Source organism: Kitasatospora sp. NPDC127060, assembly GCF_042724935.1.
Lineage (GTDB): Bacteria > Actinomycetota > Actinomycetes > Streptomycetales > Streptomycetaceae > Kitasatospora.
In genome coordinates this window covers 10519-34935 of record NZ_JBHXEG010000079.1, presented here as the reverse complement: position 1 = coordinate 34935, position 24417 = coordinate 10519, and the positions used below count along the sequence as shown (strand labels likewise).

Here is a 24417-nt window from a genome sequence, read left to right as displayed (position 1 = left end):
GGGCACGGCCCCGGGCCGGCAGCCGCCTCCACGGCTGCCGGCCCGCACGCCATCCCCCCGCCGGGGCGTACCCGATCACTCCCACGGATCGATCTCCGACGCCCATCCTGCCGTCTCGTCCCTGCTTGTGCAGGACGCCCGGGCCCTCCGTCTCGCGCAGCGAACCGTCGCTGATCGGCCACTGCTCCCACTCGTCACGCAGGAGCTTGAGCAGGAACTCGGCCATGCCGCGAGACCCCGGCCGGCCGCTGCTCGTCCGGTGTCACGGCAGGGACGTCGATGCCGACCGCCTCGTCGATCGAGCCGCCGCCGAAGGCCGCGACGAAGGCTCGGTAGTCCGCCGGAAAGGCGACCCCGTAGATCCGCTCCGCCGCGCCCCACTCGACGGTTTCCCCACGGGTCGGCCCCAGGTGCGACAACAACTCCTGCAGCGCGGCCACGACTTCGTGATGCTCCGACTGATTCTCGTGCATTCCGCTACTCCAGCAGACTGCCCATGTGCCCGTCGTCGATCCGCATCGGCCAGAAGTGCTTCTCGCTCGCGAACGCCTCCGCATCGAGGGCCCGCATCGCCTCCTCGGCCGCGCCGTCGAAGAGTTCACACGGGTCGAAGACCGACCACGGAGCCTCCCGCCGCAGCCGGTACGCCGCCTCCCGCGCAACCCGCAGCCGGTGGAACGTCCAGAGCGTGTACAGCAGCGCGGACAGGTCGCGGTGCAGGTACGCGGCCGGATCGCCGTCGTCCCAGAAGTCCGGGAGTTCGACCCGGCCGGTGGCGCCGTCGAGCACGACGTCGAGGTCGTACATCCACTCGCCGACGACCAGGAACCCGCCCTGGTACGCGCGGGTCGACAACTCCTCCTCGTTCTCGGGGTCGAAGTTCTCCGGAGAGTCCTCCGCCAGGGTGCGCAGCGGCCCCTCCGCCTCGACGGAGAGCAGGCACCCACCGGAGAGCGGCAGCCCGACCTCGGTCAGCAGACGGCGACTCGGACCGTGGCTGACGCCCGCCGGCAGTTCGGCCTCCGCGAACCGGCGGACACCACCCCCGCCGCCCTCCAGCGTCGCGAGGTCCTCTACCAGCTCCGGCGTGACCACGTACGCCAGCCCCTCCGCACCGCCGGCCCGGGCACCCCGGGCGAGGGCACGGATCGTCAGCGCCGTCTCCCAGTGCGCCGGCCGCCCGCCCGTCCGCCGGTACAACTCCGGATCCGCCGCACGCAGCCGCTCCCGCCCGACCCGCTCGACCTCGGCGACGGCCGCCGGACCGTACTCCGGCCCACCACCGAGCGTCTCCATCACCCGCGCCAGCGCGACCAGGCACGCCGGACTGCTGGCCAGCAAGTCCCGCCGCAGCACCCCGTCATCACCCGGCCGCCCCAGGAACACCTCCCCGCTCCCACCGTCCAGCAGCACCGCCACCGGCCCCTCCCAGGCCTCGTAGCACGCCTCCCCCAGCAGCTGGAACCCCTCGACCGACCGCAGCGGCTCCTCCCCCGCAGCCCCCAGGTCCAGGTACGCCCGCTCCCAGGACGACTCCCCGGCAGCCGGAAACTCCCGAACCCGCCTGTCCCCCGTACCTGCCCCAGCCACGCCACTGCCTCCTGCCCCGCACTCCACGGCGGACGATCTCCACCGACCCGGGCGACCCTAGCCGACCCCACCGACAGTCAGAGCCGCCCCCATCCGCCCGACCGGGCCCGACCCACCGGCCCACGCCCCACGATCAAGCCCAACTCCTGGGCTCCGGGCGCGAAATGGCATGCACGCCACTAGCCAACCGTCCAGTAGCACCCCTACCGTCGACTCCCCGTGGCTTCGACGGAGGAGCTCGCCTTGCGCAGACCCCCACGCCCCCACCCCCGCCCCCTCCGGTTCGCCGCCGTCGCTCTCGCGTCGGCCCTGTTCGTGACCGCCGCCCTCACCGCCCCCACGACCGCGACCGCGACCCCCACCGCCGCGCCGGACTACTGCGGCGGCCGGTGCACCGACATCCTGCCGCCCGGCGAGAACGGCAATGCGACGCTCGCCGAGATCCTGCTCAACCGGATGTTCGGCAGCCGCCCCGCCCACACCGACGACCAGTTGGGCCCGTACTCCGGCCTCGCCTCCGGCTATCCGGGGCTGACCGAGGCCGGGTTGCGCAGCTTCTTCAACGACGCGTCGTTCGGCGTGCCGGCCGACCAGGTGGCCAGCACCGCGACCCCGCGCCCGGACGTGACGATCGTGCGCGACAAGGCCACCGGCGTGCCGCACATCACCGGCACCACCCGGTACGGCACCGAGTTCGGCGCGGGCTACGCCGCCGCGCAGGACCGGCTGTGGGTGATGGACCTGTTCCGGCACGTCGGCCGGGGCCAGCTGTCCGGCTTCGCGGGCGGCGCGGCCGCCAACCGGCAGCTGGAGCAGAGCTTCTGGCAGGCCGCTCCGTACACCGAGGCCGAGTTGCAGCAGCAGATCGACGCGCTGGCGGCCCGCGGCGGCCGGGCCACCCAGGCGCTGGCGGACGCCAACGCCTATCTGGACGGCATCAACCAGTACGTCACCCAGGCGTACAACGGCCGGACCTTCCCCGGCGAGTACGACCTCACCGGGCACATCGACCCGATCACCAACGCCGGTTCGATCGAACCGTTCAAGCTGACCGACCTGGTCGCCCTGGCCTCGGTGGTCGGCGCGCTGTTCGGCTCCGGCGGGGGCGGCGAACTGGCCTCCGCACAGGTCAAGGAGGCCGCCGAGGCCCGGTACGGCAAGGACGCCGGGGACGCGGTGTGGAAGTCGCTGCGGGAGGCCGACGACCCGGAGGCGGTCAAGACCCTGCACGACGGGCAGAGCTTCCCGTACGCGACCGTGCCCGACGCCCCGCAGGGCCAGGCGCTGCCCGACCCGGGCTCGGTGGTGCCCGAACGGATGATCTACGACGCCACCGGATCGGCGAACACCGCGGCCACGCAGGCGAACGGCGTCCTGCCCGGCAATCTGCTCACCGCCAAGCACGGCATGTCCAACGCCCTGCTGGTCTCCGGCGCGCACACCGACGACGGCCACCCGGTCGCCGTTTTCGGCCCGCAAACCGGTTACTTCGCCCCGCAGTTGCTGATGCTGGAGGAGATCCAGGGCCCCGGGATCAGCGCCCGCGGCGCGGCCTTCGCGGGCCTCAGCTTCTACGTGCAGCTCGGCCGCGGCCAGGACTACGCCTGGAGCGCCACCTCCGCCGGGCAGGACATCACCGACACCTACGCCGTCCCGCTCTGCACCACCGACGGCTCGCCGGTCACCACTGCCGCCAACTCCTACCTCTGGCACGGGCAGTGCCTGCCCTTCGACCGGCTGGAGCGCAAGGACGCGTGGAACCCGACCACCGCCGACTCCACCCCGGCCGGCTCGTACACCCTGGTCGCCTACCGCTCGAACTACGGGCTGGTGACGGCCCGCGGCACCGTCGGCGGTGCACCCGTCGCCTTCACCTCGCTGCGTTCCACCTACCGGCACGAGGCCGATTCCATCATCGGCTTCCAGGAGTTGAACGACCCGGCCGCGGTGCACGACGCCCAGAGCTTCCAGCAGGCGGCGCAGGACATCAACTACACCTTCAACTGGTTCTACGCCGACTCCCGCGACATCGCGTACTACAACTCCGGCAACAACCCGGTCCGCGCCCCCGGAGTGGACGCCGGGCTCCCGGTGCTCGCCCAACAGGCCTACGAGTGGGCGGACTTCGACCCGGCGACGAACACCGCCCGGTACACCCCGCCGGCCGAGCACCCGCACTCCGTCGATCAGGACTACTACGTCTCCTGGAACAACAAGCAGGCGGACGGCTTCACCGCGGCCGGCTTCGGCAACGGCTCGGTGCACCGCGCCAACCTGCTGGACGACCGGGTCAAGTCCCTGCTGCGGAACGGCGGCAAGGCGAGCCGGGTCACCCTCACCCAGGCGATGGAGGGCGCCGCCCTGGCCGACCTCCGGGCCGAGGACGTGCTGCCCGACCTGATCCGGGTGCTGCGCAGCGCGCCGGTCACCGACCCGGCCGCCGCCACCGCCCTGCAGCAGCTGGAGGCCTGGCTCGCGGACGGCGCCCAGCGCAAGGAGACCTCACCGGGCAGCCACACCTACGCGGACGCGGCCGCGATCCGGGTGATGGACGCCTGGTGGCCGCTGGTCGCCGACGGCGTGATGCGGCCGGGTCTCGGTGACCAGTTGTTCGGCGCACTGACCGGCGCGCTGCAGATCAACGAGTCGCCCTCCGGCGGCCAGACCGGGGCGACAGCCGGTGGCCCGGTCAGTGCCAACGAGTCGATCCCGCACAAGGGTTCGGCCTTCCAGTACGGCTGGTGGAGCTATCTGGACAAGGACCTGCGGGCCGTCCTCGGCGACCCGGTGGCCGGGCCGCTGGCCCGTCCGTTCTGCGGCGGGGGCGACCTCACCGCCTGCCGCAACGTCCTGCTGACCACCCTCACCCAGGCCGCCGCCCAGTCGTCCGCCCAGGTCTACCCGGGTGACACGGACTGCTCGGCGGGCGACCAGTGGTGCGCCGACACCATCATCCAGCGCCCGCTGGGCGGGGTGACGGACGACAAGACCACCTGGCAGAACCGCCCGACGTACCAGCAGGTGGTGCAGTTCTCCAACCACCGGCCCTGACCGACGGAACGGCCGCCGGCGCCCCACCCGGGGCACCGGCGGCCGCGGCACGCCCAGCCGACCCGCTCGACGACCTCCCGCTCAGCCGATCCGCTTGACGACCTCCCGCTCGGCCTCCCGCAGGTGGTCCGCCTCGTCCCTGAGCCGCACGCCCGCCAGGTGGTAGGCCTTGGGGCTCTGTGCCGTGGCCATCCGTTCGGAGAGGGCCGCCGCCAGCTCGCCCGCGACCTCCACCAGATCGGCGAGCGCCCCGAGCATCACGGCCGCCTCCGCCGCCGGGACCTTGTCCCGCCCGCCGTCCTTCGCCTTCGGCAGGGCGTTCTCCCGCAGCTGCCGCCGCGCCTCGTCGACCGCGTCGACCATCGCCCGAATCCCGCTGTCCATCCCGCTCCCCGGCTTCCGTTCCGTTGTCCGTCCTCGGACACCCCCGCTAGTGTGCCCAACCGGTCAAGATTCAAAAACTCGCCCGGTAGCACCTGAAACAGCCCTAGGCTACTTACATGGCAACAGACGACTCCCTCGCAACCGGCCAGCGCTCGCTCGGCGACCCCACCCTCGGCTACCCCCTCCACCCGCCGCTGACCTCGGGCTGTCCGAACACCGGCACGGCGGACGTCTCCTACCCGGTCGAGGTCGACTACGCCTACGACAAGGTCGACCCGGCCGCCCTGTTCGCCCCGGTGCGGACCCGCGGCGGCCTGGAGCGCTGGGCGCCGCTGCTGCCCCCGCTGCTCGCCCCCGGACTCGGCGAGGGCGCCACCCCGCTGGTCGAGCTCGAACCGGGCGTGTACGTCAAGGACGAGTCCCGCAACCCGACCTGGAGCCACAAGGACCGGCTGAACCGCTGCACCACCAGCGCCGCCGTCGGCGCCGGCGCGCCCGGCATCGCGGTCGCCTCCTCGGGCAACCACGGCGCCTCGGCGGCCGCCTACGCCGCCCGCGCCGGGCTGCCCTGCGTGGTGTTCACCGGCCCGGACACCCCGCCCGCCGTGGACGCCTTCCTCAACGCCTACGGCGCCGTGGTGCTGCCCGTCCCGTGGGAGGCCCGCTGGCCGCTGCTGCGCCGGGTCGTCGAGCGGCTCGGCCTGCATCCGGTCAGCAACCTGACGCCCACCCACACCGGCCACGCCTACGGCCCCGAGGGCTACAAGACCGTCGCGTACGAGATCTTCCAGGACGTCGGCGTGCCGAGCGCGGTGTTCGTCCCCACCGGGTACGGCGAACTGCTCTTCGGGGTGTGGAAGGGCTTCGTCGAGCTGCGTCGGCTGGGCCTCGCCGACCGGGTGCCGCGGATCCACGCCTGCGAGTCGGCGGCCTCCGGCCCGCTGCACCGGGCGCTCGCCGAGGGACTCCCGGCCGCGCACGTGGCGGTCGGCCCGAGCGCGGCCTACTCGATCGCCTCCCCGGTCAGCGGCTACCGGGGCGTGCTGGCGGTGCGCGAGAGCGGCGGTGCGGCGCTCACCCTGGACGACGGCCAACTCGCCGACGCCCAGAGCGAGATGGCCCGCGCCGGACTGTGGGCCGAACTGTCCGCGGCGGCCGGACTGGCCGGCCTGCGCAGCCTCGGCGCGCAGGCCCCGGACGACGGCCCGGTGGTCTGCGTCTCCACCTCCAGCGGCTTCAAGGACAAGGGCATGGGCACCCACCGGACCGCCCCGGCCACCCCGACCTGGGAGGAGGTCGAGCGCCGCCTGCGCGCGGCCGGGATCGCCGCCTGACCGAAGCGCCCGACCGAGCCGCGCACCGAATCCCGGAACCGGAGCCCGGAACCGGAGCCCGCAGACCGAGCCCGAAACAACAGAAGTGCACGACCGGTACCGGAAGCCTGCTGTTCGTCGTACCGTTCGCTGACGTAGGGTCGGCGTTCGCCCACGCACAGCAGGCTTGCTCCGCCCCAATTCCCCCGCGTCGAAGGGCTGTCACCGTGATCCTGTCCTCCCGTCGGCTGTTGCCGCTGGCCGTCGCCGTCGCGGCGGTGCCCGTGCTCGCGCTCCCCGCGGTGCCGTCCGCGGCGGCCTCGTACGGCACCCCGACCATCACCTTCTCAGCCGGCTACCTGTCCGGCGCGGTCGGCGCCACCGGCGATCCGACGGTGAGCGTGACGGTCGCCCAGAGCGGCGCCGGCGCCTCGGCGTTGACGGTCGCCGCCTCGGCCAGCACCCGCGGCAGCGTGGCCCGGGCCGCCGACGTGACGGTGACCGGCAGCGGCGGCACCCGCACCCTGGCGGTCGCCGCCCAGGGCGTCGGCTACACCGACCTGACCGTCAAGGTGACCGGCCTGGGCGGCAAGACCGCCACCCGGACGCTGCACTACGCCGCCTCGGCCGCCGTCCGGGACTCCGCCGCGACCCGCTACCTGACCGGCTCCAGCGACGCCTCGGCCGCGGTGGACGCGGGCGGCGGCTTCATTCTGGTCGGCGACGACGAGTCCAACACCCTGCGGCTCTACGACCGCAACAACTCCGGCGCCCCGGTGCGGACCTGGGACTTCAGCTCGGCGCTCGGCGTCGCCAAGGAGATCGACATCGAGGCCGCCGCCCGGGTCGGCGACACGATCTACTGGACGGGCTCGCTCGGCAACAACAAGGACGGCAAGGTCAAGCCGGACCGGCACACGCTGTTCACCACCAAGGTCACCGGATCCGGCGCCAACACCCAACTGTCACTGGCCGGTTCGTACCACGGCCTGCGCGACGACCTGATCGCCTGGGACAGCGCGCACGGCGACCGCTACGGCTTCGCGGCGGGATCCGCCGAGGGCCAGGCGCCCAAGCAGATCGACGGATTCAACGTCGAGGGCCTGGAGTTCGCCCCGGGCAGCGGCAGCACCGCGTACATCGGCTTCCGCGCCCCGCTCACCCCGGCGGTCACCGGCGGCCGGGCGCTGCTGGTGCCGGTCACCAACTTCCCTTCGCTGTTCGACGGTTCGGCCGCGCACGCGACCATCGGCGAGCCGATCGAGCTGGACCTCGGCGGCCTGTCCGTCCGCGACCTGCGCCGCAACGCGCTCGGCCAGTACCTGATCGTGGCGGGCTCCTGGGCGGCCGAGGACAACTCCGCGCCGTACGCGCTCTACCGCTGGGACGGACGGCCGGGCTCCCAGCCGGTCAAGCTGATCGACCTGCCGACCAGCGACGCCGGCGCCTGGGAGGCCGTCCCGGACGTCCCGGACCTGAACGCCCCCGGTGCCCGCGCCCAGCTGATCACCGACAACGGCTCCGCCGACCTGTACGCCGACGGCACGGACGCCAAGGACCTCACCCACCCGGAGTGGAAGAAGTCCCGCAGCACCTGGTTCACCCTGGGCTGACCACGGCGCCCGCCCAAGACCGGCCCCTCGGCCCCGCCAGGCCGAGGGGCCCTTGCCCACCCGAGCCCTTCCCCCCTTACGCTCCCCTGACCGGACGCCCCCCTGACCGGACGCCCCCCTGAACCGAGCGCCCCGACCCGGCCCTAGACCGTGGTCCGCCCCCGCCGCACGAGCCACCAGGTGAGCGCCAGCGAGAGCACGAACACCGTGAGGTTCAGCCCGTTCTCGATCAGGTGGAAGATCCCCAGCCGGCTCGCCGGCTGGTAGGCCTGCTGGACGCCGACCAGCCCCTGCTGCTGGAGGCAGGAGACGAAGGCGTCGCCCCGCCCGTCCGGGATGCTGCCGCAGTACTGCGTCATCACGTCGCCGTACGCGTGGACGTGCCCGGCCGCGTCCACGAACGGCGCCTTGCCGCCGTCCAGCAGCAGCTCGTTGGGCACCGCCGCCAGCGGATCGGCGCCGGCCGAGCGGTCCGGCCCGAGCGGTAGCACCCGGGTCAACGGGTCGAGCAAGTGCGGGCGCAGCTGTTCCATCGCCCAGTTGCGCAGCCCGAAGGCGCCGAGTACCACCGCGAAGGCGGGCAGCAGCCGGCGCAGCGCCGCACCCGCCGCCACCCCGAACATCGCCCAGGTGAGGCCGAGGGTGAGCGGCATCCAGCCCCCCGCCTGGAAGAGCGTCCCCTCGAACAGGCTGCGCCGGTCGGCGAGGTGGACGAGCTGGGAGACGTGCAGGCACTCGGCGGCGAGCGCGGCGGACAGCACCGCGACGGCGGTGCCTAGCACGGCGAGCTTGCCGAACAGCCAGCGCTGCGGGCTGAGGTCCTGGGACCAGGCGAGCAGCAGCGTGCGGTGCTCGTACTCCTTGGCCAGTAGCGGCACCCCGAGGAAGGTGCCGATCATGGCGGGCAGGAAGACCACCAGGTTGAGCTGGTGGCCGGCGAGGTCGGCGGCGTCCCTGATCCGGGCGGCCCGCTCGTCGGCGACGGCCTTGGTGCAGTCCGACCCGTGGCACAGGTCCATGGCGCTCCGCAGTTCGGCGGCGTTGACGGCCATCCAGACCAGCAGGACGGCCGTGACGGCCGCGAAGCCGATCAGCGCCGCACGGTGCTGGCGCCAGGCCAGCCAGAGGATGCCACTCCACACCCGGCCCCGGACGGCACGCACGGGCCGGGTGTCGTCGGCCGCCGGCCGGGTGGTGACGGGTGCGCTCGCGGTCCGGTCACCCGCGGTACGGTCGCTCACGATCCGGTCTCCTCGAGCGAGGTCCTCAGGTAGGCGAGCACGATGTCCTCCAGGGTGACGGGGTGGCTCGTCCAGCCGGGGGCGTCCAGCGGGGTGGCCGCGCCGAGCAGGCTGCGCACCACGAAGGTGGACTGCCGGGCGGTGTGGCTCCGGTGGACGACCTCCCCGTCGACCGGTGGCCGTTCGGCGCGCGGGCCGGTCAGCCGCAGGTGCTCGGCGAGCAAGTCCTCGGTGTCGCCGTCGAGGATGGAGCGGCCGTGCGAGAGCAGCAGCAAGTGGTCGCCCACCCCGGCGAGTTCGGCGACGACATGGGTGGAGAGCAGCACCGTCATCCCGGTCTCGGCGACCTCGCCGAGCAGTTCGCCGGTGACGGCCTTGCGGGCGACCGGGTCGAGGTTGGCCAGGGGCTCGTCCAGCAGGAGCAGCGAGGGGCACGCGCCGAGTGCGACGGCGAGCGCCACCTGGGCCTGCTGTCCGCCGGAGAGCTTGTCGCAGCGTCGGTCGAGCGGGACGGCGAACCGCTCCAGCCAGTCGAGCGCGCGCCGCTGGTCCCAGACCTGGTTGGTGTGGCGGCCGAAGGTCAGCATGTCGGCGACGCTGAAGCCCCGGTAGAGCGGCTTGTCCTGGGAGAGCAGCACCACCCTGCCGCCGACCCGGTACTCCCCGGCGGTGGGCCGGACCATGCCGCTGACGATCCCCATCAGGGTCGACTTGCCGGCACCGTTGGCGCCGACCAGGGCGATCACCCCACCGGCCGGGAGGGTGAAGGTGCAGTCGTCGAGGGCGGTGACGCCGCGGTACCTCTTGGTCAGCCCGTGCGCCGCGAGCACCGGCTCGGTGGTGATCACTCCCGTACTCCGTGCCATTCGGCACCACGGTCGGCGGCGTCGCGCTCCGCCGCGTCCCGCTCGGCGGCGGCCGGCTCCTCCGCGAGCACCGCCGTGACCAGGGCCTTGACGTCCTCGTCCTCCAGTCCGGCCCGACGGGCATCGGCGGCCCAGCGGGCCAGCCCGGTGCGCAGCCGAGCCATGTCGTGCGGTTCGACCGCGCCGAGCGAGCCGGTGACGAAGGTGCCGGAGCCCTGCCGGGCCTCGACCAGGCCGACGTGCTCCAGCTCCTTGTAGGCCTTGAGCACGGTGTTGGCGTTGACCGTGCACGAGACGACGACGTCCCGTACGGCGGGGAGGCGGTCCCCGGGCTTGAGCACCCCCAGCCTGAGCGCCTCCCGCACCTGGCGGACGAGCTGGGCGTAGGCCGGGACGCTGTCGCTCCGGTCCACGTGGAAATCGATCACGGGGCATCTCCTCGCATCGCTGGGGGTCTTGAGGCACGCCCGTGAATTGTTACGGTCTACTAGAACACTGGTCAACCACTACACTGAAACTTCGTCACCGGATCCCGTGGGCTCACACCTCGACCAGCACCTTCCCCCTGCTGGCCGAGCGGTCGGCGTACAGGCTGCGGTAGGCAGCCGGGATGCTGTCGAAGCCCTGGTGGACGGTCTGCTGGTAGCTCAGCTCCCCGTTGCGCACCAGGGCGCCGAGGTCACGCCGCAACGCGGCCCAGTTCTCCTCGGTGAACCACTCCAGCGAGAAGATGCCGCGGATCACCGTGCGCGGGAACATGATCATCGGCAGCAGCCGGGGACCCACCCAGTCTCCGCCCACCTGGCTGCCCCACTGCCAGCAGACCGCCACCCGGCTGTCCACCGAGAGCATCCGGAACACCGTGTCGGTGAGGGTTCCGCCCAGGCTGTCGAAGTAGCGGTCGATGCCGTCCGGGGCGAGTTCGGCCAGCTCCTTCGCCAGCCGTTCCGGATCGTCGCCGTCCCGGTACTCCAGCACCGCGTCGAAGCCCAGCTCGCGCAGCCGGGCGGCCTTCGCCGGGGTCGCCGTGGTGCCGATCACCCGGGCGCCCCGGTGCCGGCAGAGCTGGCCGACCACCGAGCCGACCGCGCCGCTGGCCCCGCTGACCAGCACGGTCAGTCCGGGCCGCACGTCCAGGAACTTCTCCACCGTCCCCCAGGCCGTCATCCCGGGGCCGCCCAGCAGGCCGAGCGCGGTGCTGATCGGCAGCTGTTCGTCGTAGTCCGCCCGGTCCAGCCGGCGGTAGGCCGGGAAGACCATCGGGAAGGTGCCGGTCTGCCAGAGCCAGGACTCCCCGGTGCCGATCACATGGCTGCGCCAGCCGCCGAAGCCCTGCACCAGGTCGCCGACCGCGAACCGCGCGGCGGGCCCGGCCCGCACCACCTCCATGATCGAGTCGGCGCCCATGTGGTCGCCGACCGGCGTGTCCAGCGCGATCCCCTGGAGGTACGGGTCCACCGACACCCAGCGGGTGCGCAGCAGCATCTCGTCCTCGGCGAGCCGGACGTCCACCTCCTCGACGACCTTCCGGTACATCCGCGCCACGTCCGGCACGCCGTCCACGTGCTCGCGGACGACCCACTTCTCGATCCGCACCTTCTCGGCGGTCCTCAAGGGTTCTGCGGTCGTCGCGGGCTCTGCGGTCGTCGCGGGCTCTGCGGTCGTCGCGGGCTCTGCGGTCGTCGCGGGCTCTGCGGTCCTCATCGGGTGACTCACGAAGTGACTCCAAACTGCCGGTCGTCGGGCCCGACCGGGTCGGTGATCAGGGTGGGCGGCGGCGCGTGGTCGTCCACCTCGGCGGTGAACGGCCGGGCGTCGTCGCGGCAGATGAACTGCACGACGTGGCGGCCGGCGGCGGCCGCGCGGATCAGGCCGCCAGTGGTCGCCCAGACTCCGGAGAGGTAGAAGTTGGCCAGGCCCGGCAGCCCCGGGCCGTTGCGCTTGATCTCCTCCTCCAGGGTCTCCCCGCTCTCCACGAAGGGCTGCCAACCGAGCACCGTGCCGTCGTAGTTGCCGGTGTAGCGGACCTGGGTGAGCGGGGTGGAGACGTCCTTGACGGCCACCGCGTCCCGCAGCCCGGGGTGGTGGCCGTCCAGGAACTCGATGACGGCGTCGCGGACCCGGCGCTTCTCCCGCTGGTACTCCCGGCCCCGGCCGACCGGCAGGGTGTGCAGTTCCTCGCCGCGCCGCAGCCGGGGCGCCTGCTCGGGGCCGGTGCTCAGCGCCCGCCAGGGGGCGATGTCGCAGAAGTAGCTGGCGTAGACGACGGTGGTCCCGGCGGGCGACAGCTCGGGGTAGTGCCGGCTGCGGAACTGGATGTTGATGCTGGGGTGCCGGATGCCGGTGAGCCGCGCCGCGAACTCGTCCTCCAGCAGGTAGGTGGTGCACGGGTCGCCGGCCGGGAAGGGCGTGCGCAGGCCGAGGAAGACGGTCAGGTAGCCGGGGAAGACCATGCCCGGCTCGGTCAGTGTCCGGGTGTAGAGCCGGCGGTAGGTGTCGGTCAGGTAGCGGCCCTTGAGTAGGTCCAGCATCGTGGTGCGGCCGTCGCAGGCGGCCACCACGATGTCCGCGCGCAGCTCGCGCCCGTCACTCAGCCGCACCCCGACGGCGGTGTCCCGCTCGACCAGGATCTCGGTCACCTTGGTGTTGTAGTCGATCTCGCCGCCGAGCCGCCGGTAGCGCTGCTCGATCGAGCGGGCCAGCCCGAGCGAGCCGCCCTCCGGCACTCCGGCGGACTGCCCGGCGTGCGAGGCGAGTTGGAAGTACGTCGGCAGCACCGGGAAGTTGGGGTGCTTCTCGTACAGCACGAAGTTGAACGCCTCGCGCAGCAGCGGGCTGCGGAAGCGGGCCGAGTAGTCGCTCATCAGCACCGAGATCGAGCGCCGGATCACGTTGAAGTACGGCAGGAAGGAGGCGAGCATCCGCCAGCGCTCCCACCGGCCCATCAGTCCGACCGGCTTGAGGAACGGATAACGGGCCAGCGCCAGGCGGAACGTGCGCAGTCCGGCGCAGAACTGCCGGATCTGCCGGGCGTCCTCGGGCGCGAGGTCCAGCAGGTGGGCCTCCAGCCGGTCCGGGTCGGAGTAGAAGTGGACCGCCCGGCCGTCCCGGGTGCGCACCACGTTGAAGACGTCGAAGTTGCGCATCCGCTTGCCCTGCAGCGCGCCGAGCTCCAGCCAGATCCGGTGCATCTCGTTGCCGGGACCGCTGCCCAGCAGCCAGCTGATGCAGCAGTCGAAGGTGAACTCGCCGCGGTCCCAAGCGGTGCAGCAGCCGCCGGGCAGCTCGTGCATCTCCAGGACGCGGGTGCGGTAGCCGTTCATCTGCGCGTAGCAGCCGGTGGACAGGCCGCCGAGGCCGCCGCCGACGATGATCATGGACTGCCTTGGGCTCATTCGGGTACTCCCATGGTGACCGCGTCGAGTTGCGGCAGCGGGCCCCACTTGCCCGGGTGCCAGGGCTCCCGGTTGTCGCTGGGCCAGGCCCGGAACGGCCGGCCGAGTTCCCGGCAGAGGTACTGGGCGGCGTACCGTCCGCTGGTGGCGGCCCGGATCAGGCCGCCCAGCGAGGCCCACTGACCGGCCATCGAGAAGCCGTTGAGGCCGGGCAGCCGCATCCGGTCCCGGTTGACCAGCCGGTTGGCGGCGTCCTCGGCCTCGGAGAACGCCTGCCAGGCGAGGATGCTGCCGTAGGTGTTGCCGGTGAACCGCTCGGTGGTCACCGGCGAGGCGATGTCGACCAGTTCGATCCGGGCGCCGATCCCGGGGTGGGTGCGCTCCAGGAACTCCCGGACGAAACCGGCGACTTGCTGCTTGCGCGCCCGGTAGGCCCTGCGGTCGCGGATCCGCAGCTCCTTCCAGGAGCGGTAGTCGCTGAAGTAGGTGCAGTGCAGCACCGACTTGCCGGGCGGCGCGAAGCCGTCCGCGTAGTTCGACCGCAGCTGAACCACCAGGCTCTGCTGGAGCGAGCCGGGCAGCCGGGCGGCGTCCTCGGGCGTCAGCAGGTAGGTGGTGCTGTGCGGTTCGCCGGCCGGCAGCGGGCCCTCCACGCCGACGAAGGCCGAGACCACCGCCGGGTAGAGGTTGCCGGGCTTGTCCAGCAGTTCGCCGTACAGCCGGTCGGTGGCGGGGCTGGAGTAGCGGCCGCGCAGCAGCCGGTCGAGAACCGTCGGGCCGTCGCAGGCGGCCACCACGTGGTCGGCGAAGTGCCGCGTGCCGTCGCGCAGTTCGACGCCGACGGCGCGCCCGTCCTCGACCAGGATCCGGTCCACCCGGCAGCGGTAGCCGATCACCCCGCCGAGCGAGGTGTAGCGCTCCTCCACCGAGCGGGCCAGCCCGAGCGAACCGCCCTGCGGGAAGCCCGCGTTGCCGGTGTGGGCGGCGGCCAGGGTGTACAGGTAGGGCAGCAGCGGGAAACCGGCCGGCTCCTGGAGGAACATCGTGGGGAAGGCCCGGCGCAGCAGTGGGTCCTGGAAGCGCTCGGCGAAGCCGCTCATCGGGGTGGTCGCGGTGCGCCAGAACAGCCGGAAGGCGGGCAGCAGGCCGCGCAGGGTGCGCAGCCGTTCGGCGGTGGTGCGCAGCGGCGGCGGGGTGAGGTCCCAAGGCAGGTCGATCGCGGCGAAGCGGCGGAGGTCCCGGCAGAAGGCCCGGATCGGCGCGGCGTCGCCGGGGGCGAGGGCCAGGAGGTGGGCCTCCAGCCGGTCCGGGTCGGTGTGGAAGGTGACGGCCCGGCCGTGTTCGTCGACGACCCGGTTGAAGGTGTCGAAGTGGGTCACCGACTTGCCGTCCAGGGCACCGAGTTCGCGCCAGACCTGGTGGGCTCCGGTGCCCTCGGCGGTGCCGATCAGCCAGTCGATGCAGTAGTCGAACAGGTAGCCCTGCCGGGACCACGCGGTGCAGCAGCCGCCGGGCAGCACGTGCTTCTCGAAGATCCGGGTCTCCAGCCCGCTCATCTGGGCGTAGCAGCCGGTGGCGAGGCCGGCCAGGCCGGCCCCGATCACGATCACCCGGGGCGGGCCGGCGGTGGCCCGCTCCCGGGCGGACCAGTCCGGCCCGCGGTCAGCCGCGGCCATCGGCGCCGCCTCCCACCCGGAGGTCGGCCGCCCGAAGGTCGGCGGCCGGGGCGGCGGCCAGCAGCCCGGCGGCCAGTTCGGCGTTGCGGGCGGCGAAGTCGCCGTCCAGCATCTCGGCGTGGCTGCCGTGGCCGGGGTGCACGGCGGTGCCGGTGGTGGAGGCGCCGTGCCAGGAGCCCGGTTCGCCGGCCGTGTGGAGGCCGAGCCGCTCGCGCTCGCAGACCACGTCCAACCGGGCCCGGACGGTACCGGTGTTGGGCGTGCGACTGGAGAACTCGAGGTAGTCCCGGGCCTGTTGGAGCGTCTCCTGGGCGACGATCGTGGAGCCGGTGTGGCGGCGCAGGTGCTCCCGGAGTTCGCGTTCGAAGACGGCCACGTGCTCGGCGCCCAGGTCGAAGGCGTCCAGGACCCGGTAGGCGTCCACCAGCAGCAACGCGTCGACGGTGCGGCCGCGCCGTTCCAGCTCCTTGGCCACCTCGAAGGCGAGGTTGCCGCCGAGCGAGTAGCCGAGCAGCAGGTACGGCCCGTCCGGATGCAGCGCCTCGACCAGGTCTGCGTATCGGGCGGTCTTGTCGTCGCCGGTCAGGTAGTTGAAGGCGGCGATCCGGTGCCCGGGCAGGTGGGCGGCGAGCTGGCGGTAGACCAGGCCGTGCCCACCGGCCGGCGGGAAGCAGAACACCGTACGGGCCTGCGGCGCCTCGGCGTTGAACCACAGGTGGGGCTGGCCGCCGGCCACCTCGCCGGTGATGATCTGCTCGACGGTGCGGGCCATCCCGTGCAGGGTGGTGACCTTGAACAGCAGGCCGACCGGGATGCTGATGTTGAACTCGGTCTGCAGGTGGTGGATCAGCTCGATCAGCCGGATGGAGCTGCCGCCGAGCTCGAAGAAGTCGTGCTGGAGGCCGACTTCGGCCACGCCGAGCAGCTTCTGCCAGTGTTCGGCGACCCGCGTCTCGTAGAGGGTCACCGGCGGTTCGTGCCGGGCGCCGCCGGTGTCGGCCTCGGGCTCGGGCAGGGCGGCGAGGTCGACCTTGCCGTTCGGGGTGAGCGGCAGGGCGGGCAGTTCGGTGAGGTAGGAGGGGATCATCACGGTGGGCAGGTGTTCGGCGAGGTGGCGGCGCAGTTCGCGGCGGTCCAGCCGAACGCCCTCGGCGGGCACCAGATAGGCGGCCAGCACCGCCTCGCCCGCAGCGTCCTGACGGACAGTCACGCAGGCTTCGGCGAGTTCGGGCCGGGCGGTCAGGTGGGTCTCGATCTCACCGGGTTCGATCCGGTGGCCGCGCACCTTGACCTGGTTGTCGATCCGGCCGAGCAGGTGCGCGGTGCCGGCGGTGTCCCAGTGGCCGAGGTCGCCGGTGCGGTAGAACCGCCGGGGGGTGCCGTCCAGGTCGAGTTCCCGGAAGCGCCGTTCGGTCTGTTCCGGGTCGTTGGGGTAGCCGGCCGCGACGCCCGCGCCGCCGATCCACAGTTCGCCGGGCACCCCGACCGGGACGGGCTCGCCGTAGCGGTCCAGGACGTACAGCTCGCTGTTCGGGAAGGGGCGCCCGATCGGGACCATCCGGCCGGGTTCCAACTCCTCGGCGCCGCCCTCGTAGTAGCTGCTGTCCACGGTGGCCTCGGTCAGGCCGTAGGAGTTGACCAGCCTGGTCCCCGGGCCGCACAGGGCGCGCAGTCGGCGGTGCTCGGCGGCCTTCCAGGAGTCGGAACCGACCACCAGCAGCCGCAGGAAGTCCAGCCGCTGCCCGGAGCGTTCGCAGTGGGCCAGCAGGGCGCGGGCCACGGCTGGCACGAACTCGCCGCAGTCCACCGCTTCTTCCCGCATCACCCGGTACAACCGGGCGGTGTCGAAGAGCAGTTCGCGGTCGACCAGGACGAGGGTGCCGCCGGTGCCGAGCGCCCGGGCGAGGTCGCCGGAGAACACGTCGAAGGCGCTGCCGGCCATTTGGAGGTGCACCCGGGCCTCGGTGTCCAGCCGGTACTCGGCGCGCCAGCCGGCCGTCGCGGCCGCCAGGTTGCGGTGGTCGACCCGGACGGCCTTGGGGCGCCCGGTGGAGCCCGAGGTGTGGATCACGTACGCGGGCCGGTCCGGGTCGGCCGGGGGCAGCGGCCCGGCGCCGCCGGCGGGGCCGTCCAGCTCGGCCAGGGTGACCAGCGGGGCGGGCAGTTCGGCCGGGAGGGGACGGCGTTCGTCCACCACGACCAGGGCCGCCCCGGCGTCGGCCACCTGGTACGCCAGCCGGTCGGCCGGGTGGCCGGGGTCGAGCGGCAGGTAGGCGGCGCCGGCCCGCCAGACCGCCAGCAGGGTGGTGATCAGCTCGGGTGACTTGTCCAGGCAGACCGCGACCACCGAGCCCTCGCCGACGCCGAGTCCGCGCAACCGGGCAGCGGCCCGCTGGGACGCGCGGTCCAGCTCGCCGTAGCTCAGCCGCCGGACGGCGTCCCGGCCGGGGGCGACCACCGCGACGGCCTCCGGGTGCTCGGCGGCGGCCTTGGCGATCAGCTCGGGCAGCGGCACGTCGTGGTCGATCCGCCGCCCGGCGCCGCTGAACTCGTCGAGGATGCGACGCCGTTCGGCCTGCTCCAGGATCGGCAGCCGGCCGACCGGTTCACCCTCGGCGGCCCGGGTCATGGCGTCCAGCAGGTTGCGGTAGTGCGCTGCCAGGCGCCGGACGGTGCCGGGCTCGAAGAGGTCGGAGTTGTACTTGAGGACGCAGTGGTAGCAGCCGTCCGCGCGGTCCTCGTAGGCGGACAGGGTGAGGTCGAACTGCCCCTCTTCCTCCGGGAGTTCGATGTACTCCAGGTGGTAGCCGAAACGCTCCACGGCGACCTTGTGGGTGAGCAGGATGAACATCGCCTGGAACACCGCGGAGCGGCTCGGGTCGTGCTGCAGGCCCAACTGCTCGACCAGCAGTGGGAACGGGTACTCCTGGTTGTCCAGCCCGCCGAGCACGCTCTCCCGGACCCGTGCGATCAGCTCGGTCACCGTCGGCTCGCCGGCCAGGCTGACGTGCAGCGGCAGCGGGTTGACGAAGTATCCGTAGACGGAGCCGAACTCCTCCTGGGTGCGGCCGGTGACGGGGCTGCCGACCACGATGTCCGGCTGCCCGGACCAGCGGTGCAGCAGCAGGTAGTAGGCGCTGAGCAGCACCATGAACGGGGTGGCGCCGTTCGTGCGCGCCAACTCGTGAACACGAGCCGTCAGTTCGCCGTCCAGCTGGAAGAACTCGGAGGCCCCGTTGTGGGTCTGCACCGCCGGGCGCGGCTTGTCGGTGGGCAGGGCGAGGACGGGCATCGCGGCGGGCAGGTGGCCGCGCCAGTAGTCGAGCATCCGCTGCGCCTGCGGTCCGGCCAGGAAGCGGTTCTGGTGGTTGAGGAAGTCCAGGTAGCGGGCGGCCACCGGGGGCAGTTCGGGGGTGCGGCCGCGGCGCAGCGCCTGGTAGACCTCGAACAGCTCCTCGATGAAGGTGAAGGTGGAGATCGCGTCCGAGACGATGTGGTGGACGGCCTTCATCAGCACCCAGCGGTCCGGTCCGCGCCGGAACAGCCGCAGCCGCACCAGCGGGTCCTCGGCGAGGTCGTACGGCCGCCGGTACTCGCGGACGATCAGCTCGTGGATCTCCTCCCAGGGGCGGCCCTCGACGTCGAACAGCCCGGTGTCGGCCACGACTTCGCTGCGGATCCGCTGGACGGGGCGGCCCTCCTCGGCGGTGAAGGCGGCGCGCAGGCCGGGGTGCCGGGCGACCAGGAAGGCGAAGGCGGTGAACACCAGCTCCGGGTCGAGTTCGGCGCGCACCTCGACGGCGCCGCCGATGTTGTAGGCGAAGCCGTCCGGGTGCAGCTGGCGCAGGAACCACAGCGCCTGCTGGTTGTGGGTGAGCGGGTAGCGCGAGGCGTCGGTGTGCAGCTCGACCTCGGCCCGCTCCGGGCCGCCCTCGGCGGCGAGCCGCTCGGCCAGGCCCTCGGTGAGCAGCTCGACCAGGTCGGCGACGCTGCCGTTGCTGAGCAGTGCCACCACCGGCAGGGCGACGCCGAGTTCGCCGTGCACCCGGGCGCGCAGCTCCATCGCGAGCAGCGAGTCCAGGCCGTGGGCGCCGAGCCGGGTGTCGGGGGTGATCCGCTCGGTACCGGTGCGCAGCACGGCGGCGGCGGCCGCGGTGAACCGTTCGGTGACCAGCGCGCGGCGGGTCTGCGGGTCGGCGGCGCGGTAGCCGTCCAGGAAGCCGCCGCTCTCCGCCGGGGCCCGCTCGGCGGCGTTCGCGGCCAGCTCGGCGACCAGCGGCGGCGGGGTCGGGTACCAGGCGAGGAAGGTCGGCCAGTCGACCACGGTGGCGACCAGCAGTTGGGCGCGGTCCTGCCCGAGGACGCGTTCCAGCACGGCGGTGCCGGCCTCCGGCGGCAGCGAGCTCATGCCGCGGGCGTCGCGGTAGTGGGCGACCAGGCCGAGTTCCTCGATCATGCCGGTGGCCCAGGGGCCCCAGTCCAGGCTGAGTGCGGGCAGGCCGGCGGCCCGGCGGTGGTGGGCGAGGGCGTCCAGGAAGGCGTTGCCGGCCGCGTAGTTGGTCTGCCCGGCGGTGGTGAGCAGCGAGGCGACGGAGGCGAACAGCACGAAGTGGTCGAGTGGTTCGTCGGCCAGCAGCCGGTGCAGCAGGTGGGCGCCGGTGACCTTGGGGGCGTACCCGGCGTCGAAGGCGGGGCGGTCCATCTGCGCCAGCAGGGTGTCCCTGACCTGTCCGGCGAGGTGGAACACGCCGCGGATCCGCGGCAGCCGGCGCTGCCGGTGGTCGGCGAGCCAGTCGGCCAGGGCGCTCCGGTCGGTGACGTCGACGGCGGCGAGCAGTGGTTCGGCGCCGAGTTCCTCCAGTTCGCGCAGGAAGGCGATCCGTTCGCCGGCCGGGCTCGCCGGATCGACGGTGTGCCATGCGGCGCGCGGCGGCAGGGCGGTGCGGCCGACCAGGACGAGGCGCCGGGCGCCGCGGCGCACCAGGGTGCGGCAGAGCAGCCGGCCGAGCGCGCCGAAGGCTCCGGTGACGAGGTAGCTGCCGTCGGGGCGCAGCACCGGCGGGAGCGGCCGGGTGAGGCCCTCGGCGGGGCGCAGCCGGCTGGTGAGCCGGCGCTCGGCCCGCAGGGCGAGTTCCGGTTCGGCGTCCTCGGGGGTGACGAGTTCCGCGAGCAGTGCCTCGGCCTGTTCGGCGGCCGGGGCGGCGAGGTCCAGGTCGATCAACCGGCCGCGCTGGGCGACGAGTTCCTGCTGCCAGAGCACCCGGCCGATGCCCCAGGCGGGGGCGCCGAGCGGCTCGACCGGCTCGTCCGGGAGGACGGCCTGGGTGCCCCGGGTGACGATGTGCAGCCGGCCGTCGGGGCGGGCGGCGGGCAGCGCCTGGGCGAGGGGGATCAGCGAGTAGGCGCCGAGGGTGGCGAGCCGGTCGAGCCGCCCGGGGTCGGTGGCGTCCAGGGCGGGCAGGTCGAGGTTCCACAGGTGGACGACGGTCCGGTAGCAGGGGTCCAGGTCGGCGAGCAGCTGCCGGAGGTCCTCGGCGGAGTCGGGCCGTACGGTGCTCTCCTGGGCGCCGGGCGCGTAGGCGGCGCCGGGCCGGACGAGGTGGCTGCGGGCGCCGCGCTCGGCGGCCAGCGCGGCCAGCCGCTCGGCGAGGCCGCCGGAGTCGGCGAACAGCAGCAGATCACCGATCGGCTGCTCGGCGGGCGCGGCCGGGGTGTCCTGCCAGCCGAGTTCGGTGAGCCAGCCGTCGATGGTGGCCAGGCCCACCGAGCCGGCCGCCTTGGTGACGTCGGCGGCCTTGAAGCCGGTGATCCGGCCGAGCGGGGTGCCGTCCTCGGCGTACAGGGCGAGGTCGCCGAGGAGTTCGCCGCCGCCGTCCCGGGTGACGGTGGCGTGCGCCCAGAGCGGCTGGTCGCCGATGGCGTCGAGCCGGACCTCCGCGATGGAGACCGGCAGCCGGACACCGCCGTCCTCGGGCTCGTGCAGCCGGGTGGTGAGCAGGGTCTGGAAGCAGGCGTCGAGCAGGACGGGGTGCAGGTGGTGGTCGGCCGCGTCGGGACCGAGTCCGTCGGTGGGGCGGATCCGGGCGAGCGCCTCGCCGGGCCCGGCCCACACCTCGGCGACGGCCCGGAAGGCGGGCCCGTAGTCGTAGCCGCGCTCGGCCAGCCGCCGGTAGCAGTCGGGGCCGTCGAGGTGCTGCCCGCGGGCGCGCAGCGCGGCCAGGTCGGGGGCGGGCCCGTGGGAACGGCGCTGGCCGGTGCGGACCCGGCCGCCGGCGTGCACGACGGGTTCGGCGCCGGCCGGGGTGGCGGCGATGGTGAAGCGGGCGTCCTCGGGGGCGAAGCCGAGCTGGACCGGGACGGGTTCGGTGTCGGAGAGGAACAGCGCCCGGTGCAGTTCGATCTCGGCCAGCACCACCTCGGTGCCGCCGGTCAGGGCGCGGACGGCCTGGGCGGCCATCTCCAGGTAGCCGGCGGCGGGGAAGACCGCCCGGCCCTCGATCCGGTGGTCGTCCAGGTAGGGCAGCCGCTCGGGGTCGAGCGCGGTGGTCCAGGTGGGCTGGGCGGCGGTGGTGCGGCGGCCGAGCAGCGGGTGGTCGAGCTGTCCGAGCCGGACCTGCTCGACCGGCTTCGGCTCGACCCAGTAGCGTTCGCGCCGCCACGGGTAGCTCGGCAGCGGCACCGGGCGCCCGGCCGGGTGCAGTGCTTCCCAGCTCAACTCCACCCCCAGGGTGTGGAGTTCGGCGAGCGTACGGGCGATGCGCTCGGGTTCGTCCTGCTGCCGGCGGATCGACGGCAGCGGGTGCGCCCGCTCGGCGCACTCGCGGATCGCGTGCCCGAGCACCGGGTGCGGGCCGACCTCCAGGAACAGCCGGTGGCCGTCCTCGGCCATCCGCTCGACGGCGGCCCGGAAGCGCACCGGGTTGCGGACGTTGCCCCACCAGTAGCCGGCGTCCAGCTCCGGCCCCCGGGCGATCCCCTCGCGGGCGGTCAGGTAGAGCGGCAGCTTCGCCTGCTGGGGCTTGATGCCGGCCAGGGCGGCGAGCAGTTCCTCCCGGATCGGGTCCATCCGCACGCTGTGGTACGGGACTTCGACGTCGAGGAAGCGGGCGAACACGCCCTGCCGGTCCAGCTCCCCGGCCAGTTCGCGCAGTGCCTCGGTGTCCCCGGCGAGGGTCACCGCGGAGGGACTGTTGACGGCGCCGAGCGAGACCAGGTCACGGTAGGGGCGGATCCGGCGCTCCGCCTCGGCCTCCGGCAGGCCGACGGCGAGCATCGAGCCCGTCCCGGCCAGCCGCTGCTGGAGTCCGCTGCGGGCGAGCACCACCCGGACGGCGTCGGCCAGGTCGTAGACCCCGGCCTCGTGGAAGGCGGCGACCTCCCCGGTGCTGTGGCCCACCACCGCGTCGGGGCGCACCCCGTGGCTCCGCCAGAGCGCCGAAAGGCCCAGCTGGACGGCGAAGTTGGCGGGCTGGGCGAGCCAGGTCCCGGCCATCCTGGAGTCGGCCTCGTCGCGGCCGAGTTCCGTCAGCAGCGACCAGCCGGCCTGGGCGCGGATCTCGGCGTCCACCGCCCCGACGGCCTCCCGGTAGACCGGCTCGCTCTCGTACAGGCCCCGGCCCATCCCCCACCACTGCGGGCCCATGCCGGTGAACACCCAGGCCAGGCGCCGATCTCCGGGCTCCAGGGCGCGGCCCTGGACGACCCTCGGGTGGGCCTCGCCGCGTGCCGCGGCGGTCAGTGCCTCGGCCAGGTCGGCCGGTCCGGTGTGCACCACTGCGAGCCGCTCGGGCAGGTGCTGGCGGCGGTGGGCCAGGGTGTGACCGAGGTCGGCCGGGCAGGCGCCGTCGGCCAGCTCCTGCCGTACGGCGGCGGCGAGTTCGGGCAGTCCGGCGGCGTCCCGGGTACTCAGCGGCAGCACCGTGACGGCCGGCCGGGGCGCGGGGGCGGGGGGCGCGGGCGGCGGCGGTTCCTCCAGCAGGACGTGGGCGTTGGTGCCGCCGAAGCCGAAGGAGTTGACGCCGGCCCGGGCCGGGCCCCGGTGGTCGGGCCAGTCGACGGGAGCGGTCGGGATGTCGAAGGGCAGCGCGGCCAGGTCGATGGCCGGGTTGGGCCGCTCCAGGTTGAGGTGCGGCGGGATGCGGCGGTGCTTGAGCGCCAGCGCGGTCTTGATCAGCCCGGCGACGCCGGCGGCGGCCTCGGTGTGCCCGATGTTGGTCTTCACCGAGCCGACGTAGCAGCGCTCCCCCGCACGGCGGCCGATGCCCAGCACCCGGCCGAGCGCGGCCGCCTCGATCGGGTCGCCGACCGGGGTGGAGGTGCCGTGCGCCTCGACGTACTGCAGGCTGCCGGGCGTCACCCCGGCCCCGGCGCAGACCCGCTCGATCAGGGCCGCCTGGGCGTCCGCGCTGGGGACGGTGATGCCGTTGGTGCGGCCGTCCTGGTTGACGCCGGTGCCGAGGATCACCGCGTGCACCTGGTCCCCGTCGCGCAGCGCGTCGGCGAGCCGCTTGAGCACCACCACGCCGACCCCCTCGGCCCGGACGTAGCCGTCCGCGGCGGCGTCGAAGGCGCGCGAGCGGCCGTCGGCGGAGAGGAAGCCGCCCTTGGTCTCGGCGATCGTGTACTGCGGCGCCATGTGCAGCAACGCACCGCCGGCCAGGGCGAGTTCGGTCTCACCGCGAAGTAGGCTCTGGCAGGCCAGGTGGACCGCGACCAGGGAGGAGCTGCAGGCGGTGTCGATCGAGACGCTGGGGCCGCGGAAGTCGAAGCAGTGTGAGATCCGGTTGGACACCATCGTCATCATGGTGCCGGTGGCGGTGTGCGCGGCGATGGTGGCGAAGTCGAGGTCGGCGAACTGGAGGATCTTCCAGTCCAGGGTGAAGGCGCCCATGTAGACGCCGACGTCCCGCCCGGCCAGTTCGCCGGGGCGCAGCCCGCCGTCCTCCAGCGCCTCCCAGCTCACCTCCAGGAGCTTGCGCTGCTGCGGGTCCATGTGTTCGGCCTCGCGCGGGCTGATCCCGAAGAAGGCCGGGTCGAAGGTGTCGAAGCCGTCGATGTAGCCGCCCCGGCCGCCGATCAGCCGGCCCGGCTTGGCCCGGTCCCGGCTGCCCAGGGTGCCGGTGTCGTACCGGTCGGCGGGGGTGTCGGTGAGACAGTCCCGGCCCTCGATCAGGTTGCGCCAGTAGGTCCGGTGGTCGTTGGCGTGTCCCGGCAGGCGGCAGCCGATGCCGGTGATCGCGATCCGTTCGCAGGGCACGGCGAAGGGCGAGGTGGTCATGGTCCATTCCG

General features: G+C 73.4%; 13 protein-coding genes. 3 read left to right on the top strand and 10 right to left on the bottom strand.

The window, feature by feature from the left end; genetic code table 11:
* Positions 1-194: 194 nt before the first annotated feature.
* Positions 195-473, bottom strand: a complete 279-nt coding sequence (locus ACFWIS_RS32380) for an SMI1/KNR4 family protein (RefSeq protein ID WP_380460343.1) — start codon at positions 471-473, stop codon at positions 195-197.
* A 4-nt stretch (positions 474-477) separates the two neighbouring features.
* A complete protein-coding gene (locus ACFWIS_RS32375; RefSeq protein ID WP_380460345.1) occupies positions 478-1590 on the bottom strand; it encodes an SUKH-4 family immunity protein in 1113 nt (370 codons plus the stop codon).
* A gap of 243 nt (positions 1591-1833) precedes the next feature.
* Between ACFWIS_RS32375 and ACFWIS_RS32370 the strand changes: the two genes are divergently transcribed.
* Complete coding sequence (locus ACFWIS_RS32370) at positions 1834-4641, top strand: penicillin acylase family protein (protein ID WP_380460347.1); 2808 nt, start codon at positions 1834-1836, stop codon at positions 4639-4641.
* A gap of 81 nt (positions 4642-4722) precedes the next feature.
* On the opposite strand, the gene ACFWIS_RS32365 is transcribed toward ACFWIS_RS32370, so the two are convergent.
* Positions 4723-5025: a hypothetical protein gene (locus ACFWIS_RS32365; protein WP_380460349.1), complete on the bottom strand. Its 303-nt coding sequence runs from the start codon at positions 5023-5025 to the stop codon at positions 4723-4725.
* A 116-nt stretch (positions 5026-5141) separates the two neighbouring features.
* On the opposite strand from ACFWIS_RS32365, the gene ACFWIS_RS32360 reads away from it, so the two are divergent.
* Positions 5142-6359, top strand: a complete 1218-nt coding sequence (locus tag ACFWIS_RS32360; RefSeq protein WP_380460351.1) for a pyridoxal-phosphate dependent enzyme — start codon at positions 5142-5144, stop codon at positions 6357-6359.
* 206 nt (positions 6360-6565) lie between these two features.
* The gene (locus tag ACFWIS_RS32355; RefSeq protein ID WP_380460353.1) at positions 6566-7951 is read left to right on the top strand and encodes a hypothetical protein; all 1386 of its coding nucleotides are present in this window, start codon (positions 6566-6568) and stop codon (positions 7949-7951) included.
* 143 nt (positions 7952-8094) lie between these two features.
* Here ACFWIS_RS32355 and ACFWIS_RS32350 read toward each other — a convergent pair whose 3' ends face one another.
* The 7 genes from ACFWIS_RS32350 to ACFWIS_RS32320 form a co-directional block, all read right to left on the bottom strand.
* A complete protein-coding gene (locus ACFWIS_RS32350; protein WP_380460355.1) occupies positions 8095-9192 on the bottom strand; it encodes a hypothetical protein in 1098 nt (365 codons plus the stop codon).
* A complete protein-coding gene (locus ACFWIS_RS32345; RefSeq protein ID WP_380460356.1) occupies positions 9189-10040 on the bottom strand; it encodes an ABC transporter ATP-binding protein in 852 nt (283 codons plus the stop codon). Before ACFWIS_RS32345 ends, ACFWIS_RS32350 begins: the two co-directional genes overlap by 4 nt.
* A complete protein-coding gene (locus ACFWIS_RS32340) occupies positions 10037-10486 on the bottom strand; it encodes a GntR family transcriptional regulator (protein WP_380460358.1) in 450 nt (149 codons plus the stop codon). Before ACFWIS_RS32340 ends, ACFWIS_RS32345 begins: the two co-directional genes overlap by 4 nt.
* A 112-nt stretch (positions 10487-10598) precedes the next feature.
* The gene (locus ACFWIS_RS32335; protein ID WP_380460377.1) at positions 10599-11654 is read right to left on the bottom strand and encodes an MDR family NADP-dependent oxidoreductase; all 1056 of its coding nucleotides are present in this window, start codon (positions 11652-11654) and stop codon (positions 10599-10601) included.
* A 116-nt stretch (positions 11655-11770) separates the two neighbouring features.
* Positions 11771-13453 (bottom strand): phytoene desaturase family protein, encoded by a 1683-nt coding sequence (locus ACFWIS_RS32330; protein ID WP_380460360.1) that lies wholly within the window; start codon positions 13451-13453, stop codon positions 11771-11773.
* Complete coding sequence (locus ACFWIS_RS32325) at positions 13450-15129, bottom strand: phytoene desaturase family protein (protein ID WP_380460362.1); 1680 nt, start codon at positions 15127-15129, stop codon at positions 13450-13452. Before ACFWIS_RS32325 ends, ACFWIS_RS32330 begins: the two co-directional genes overlap by 4 nt.
* The gene (locus ACFWIS_RS32320) at positions 15116-24406 is read right to left on the bottom strand and encodes an amino acid adenylation domain-containing protein (protein ID WP_380460364.1); all 9291 of its coding nucleotides are present in this window, start codon (positions 24404-24406) and stop codon (positions 15116-15118) included. The genes ACFWIS_RS32325 and ACFWIS_RS32320 overlap by 14 nt, the downstream gene beginning before the upstream one ends.
* Between the last annotated feature and the right edge of the window lie 11 nt (positions 24407-24417).

What these genes read in the sequence shown, in the direction of transcription:
- ACFWIS_RS32380 (WP_380460343.1), bottom strand. Translation starts at nt 473, where the DNA reads ATGCACGAGAATCAGTCGGAGCATCACGAAGTCGTGGCCGCGCTGCAG.
- ACFWIS_RS32365 (WP_380460349.1), bottom strand. Translation starts at nt 5,025, where the DNA reads ATGGACAGCGGGATTCGGGCGATGGTCGACGCGGTCGACGAGGCGCGG.
- ACFWIS_RS32360 (WP_380460351.1), top strand. Translation starts at nt 5,142, where the DNA reads ATGGCAACAGACGACTCCCTCGCAACCGGCCAGCGCTCGCTCGGCGAC.
- ACFWIS_RS32330 (WP_380460360.1), bottom strand. Translation starts at nt 13,453, where the DNA reads ATGAGCCCAAGGCAGTCCATGATCATCGTCGGCGGCGGCCTCGGCGGC.
- ACFWIS_RS32325 (WP_380460362.1), bottom strand. Translation starts at nt 15,129, where the DNA reads ATGGCCGCGGCTGACCGCGGGCCGGACTGGTCCGCCCGGGAGCGGGCC.
- ACFWIS_RS32320 (WP_380460364.1), bottom strand. Translation starts at nt 24,406, where the DNA reads ATGACCACCTCGCCCTTCGCCGTGCCCTGCGAACGGATCGCGATCACC.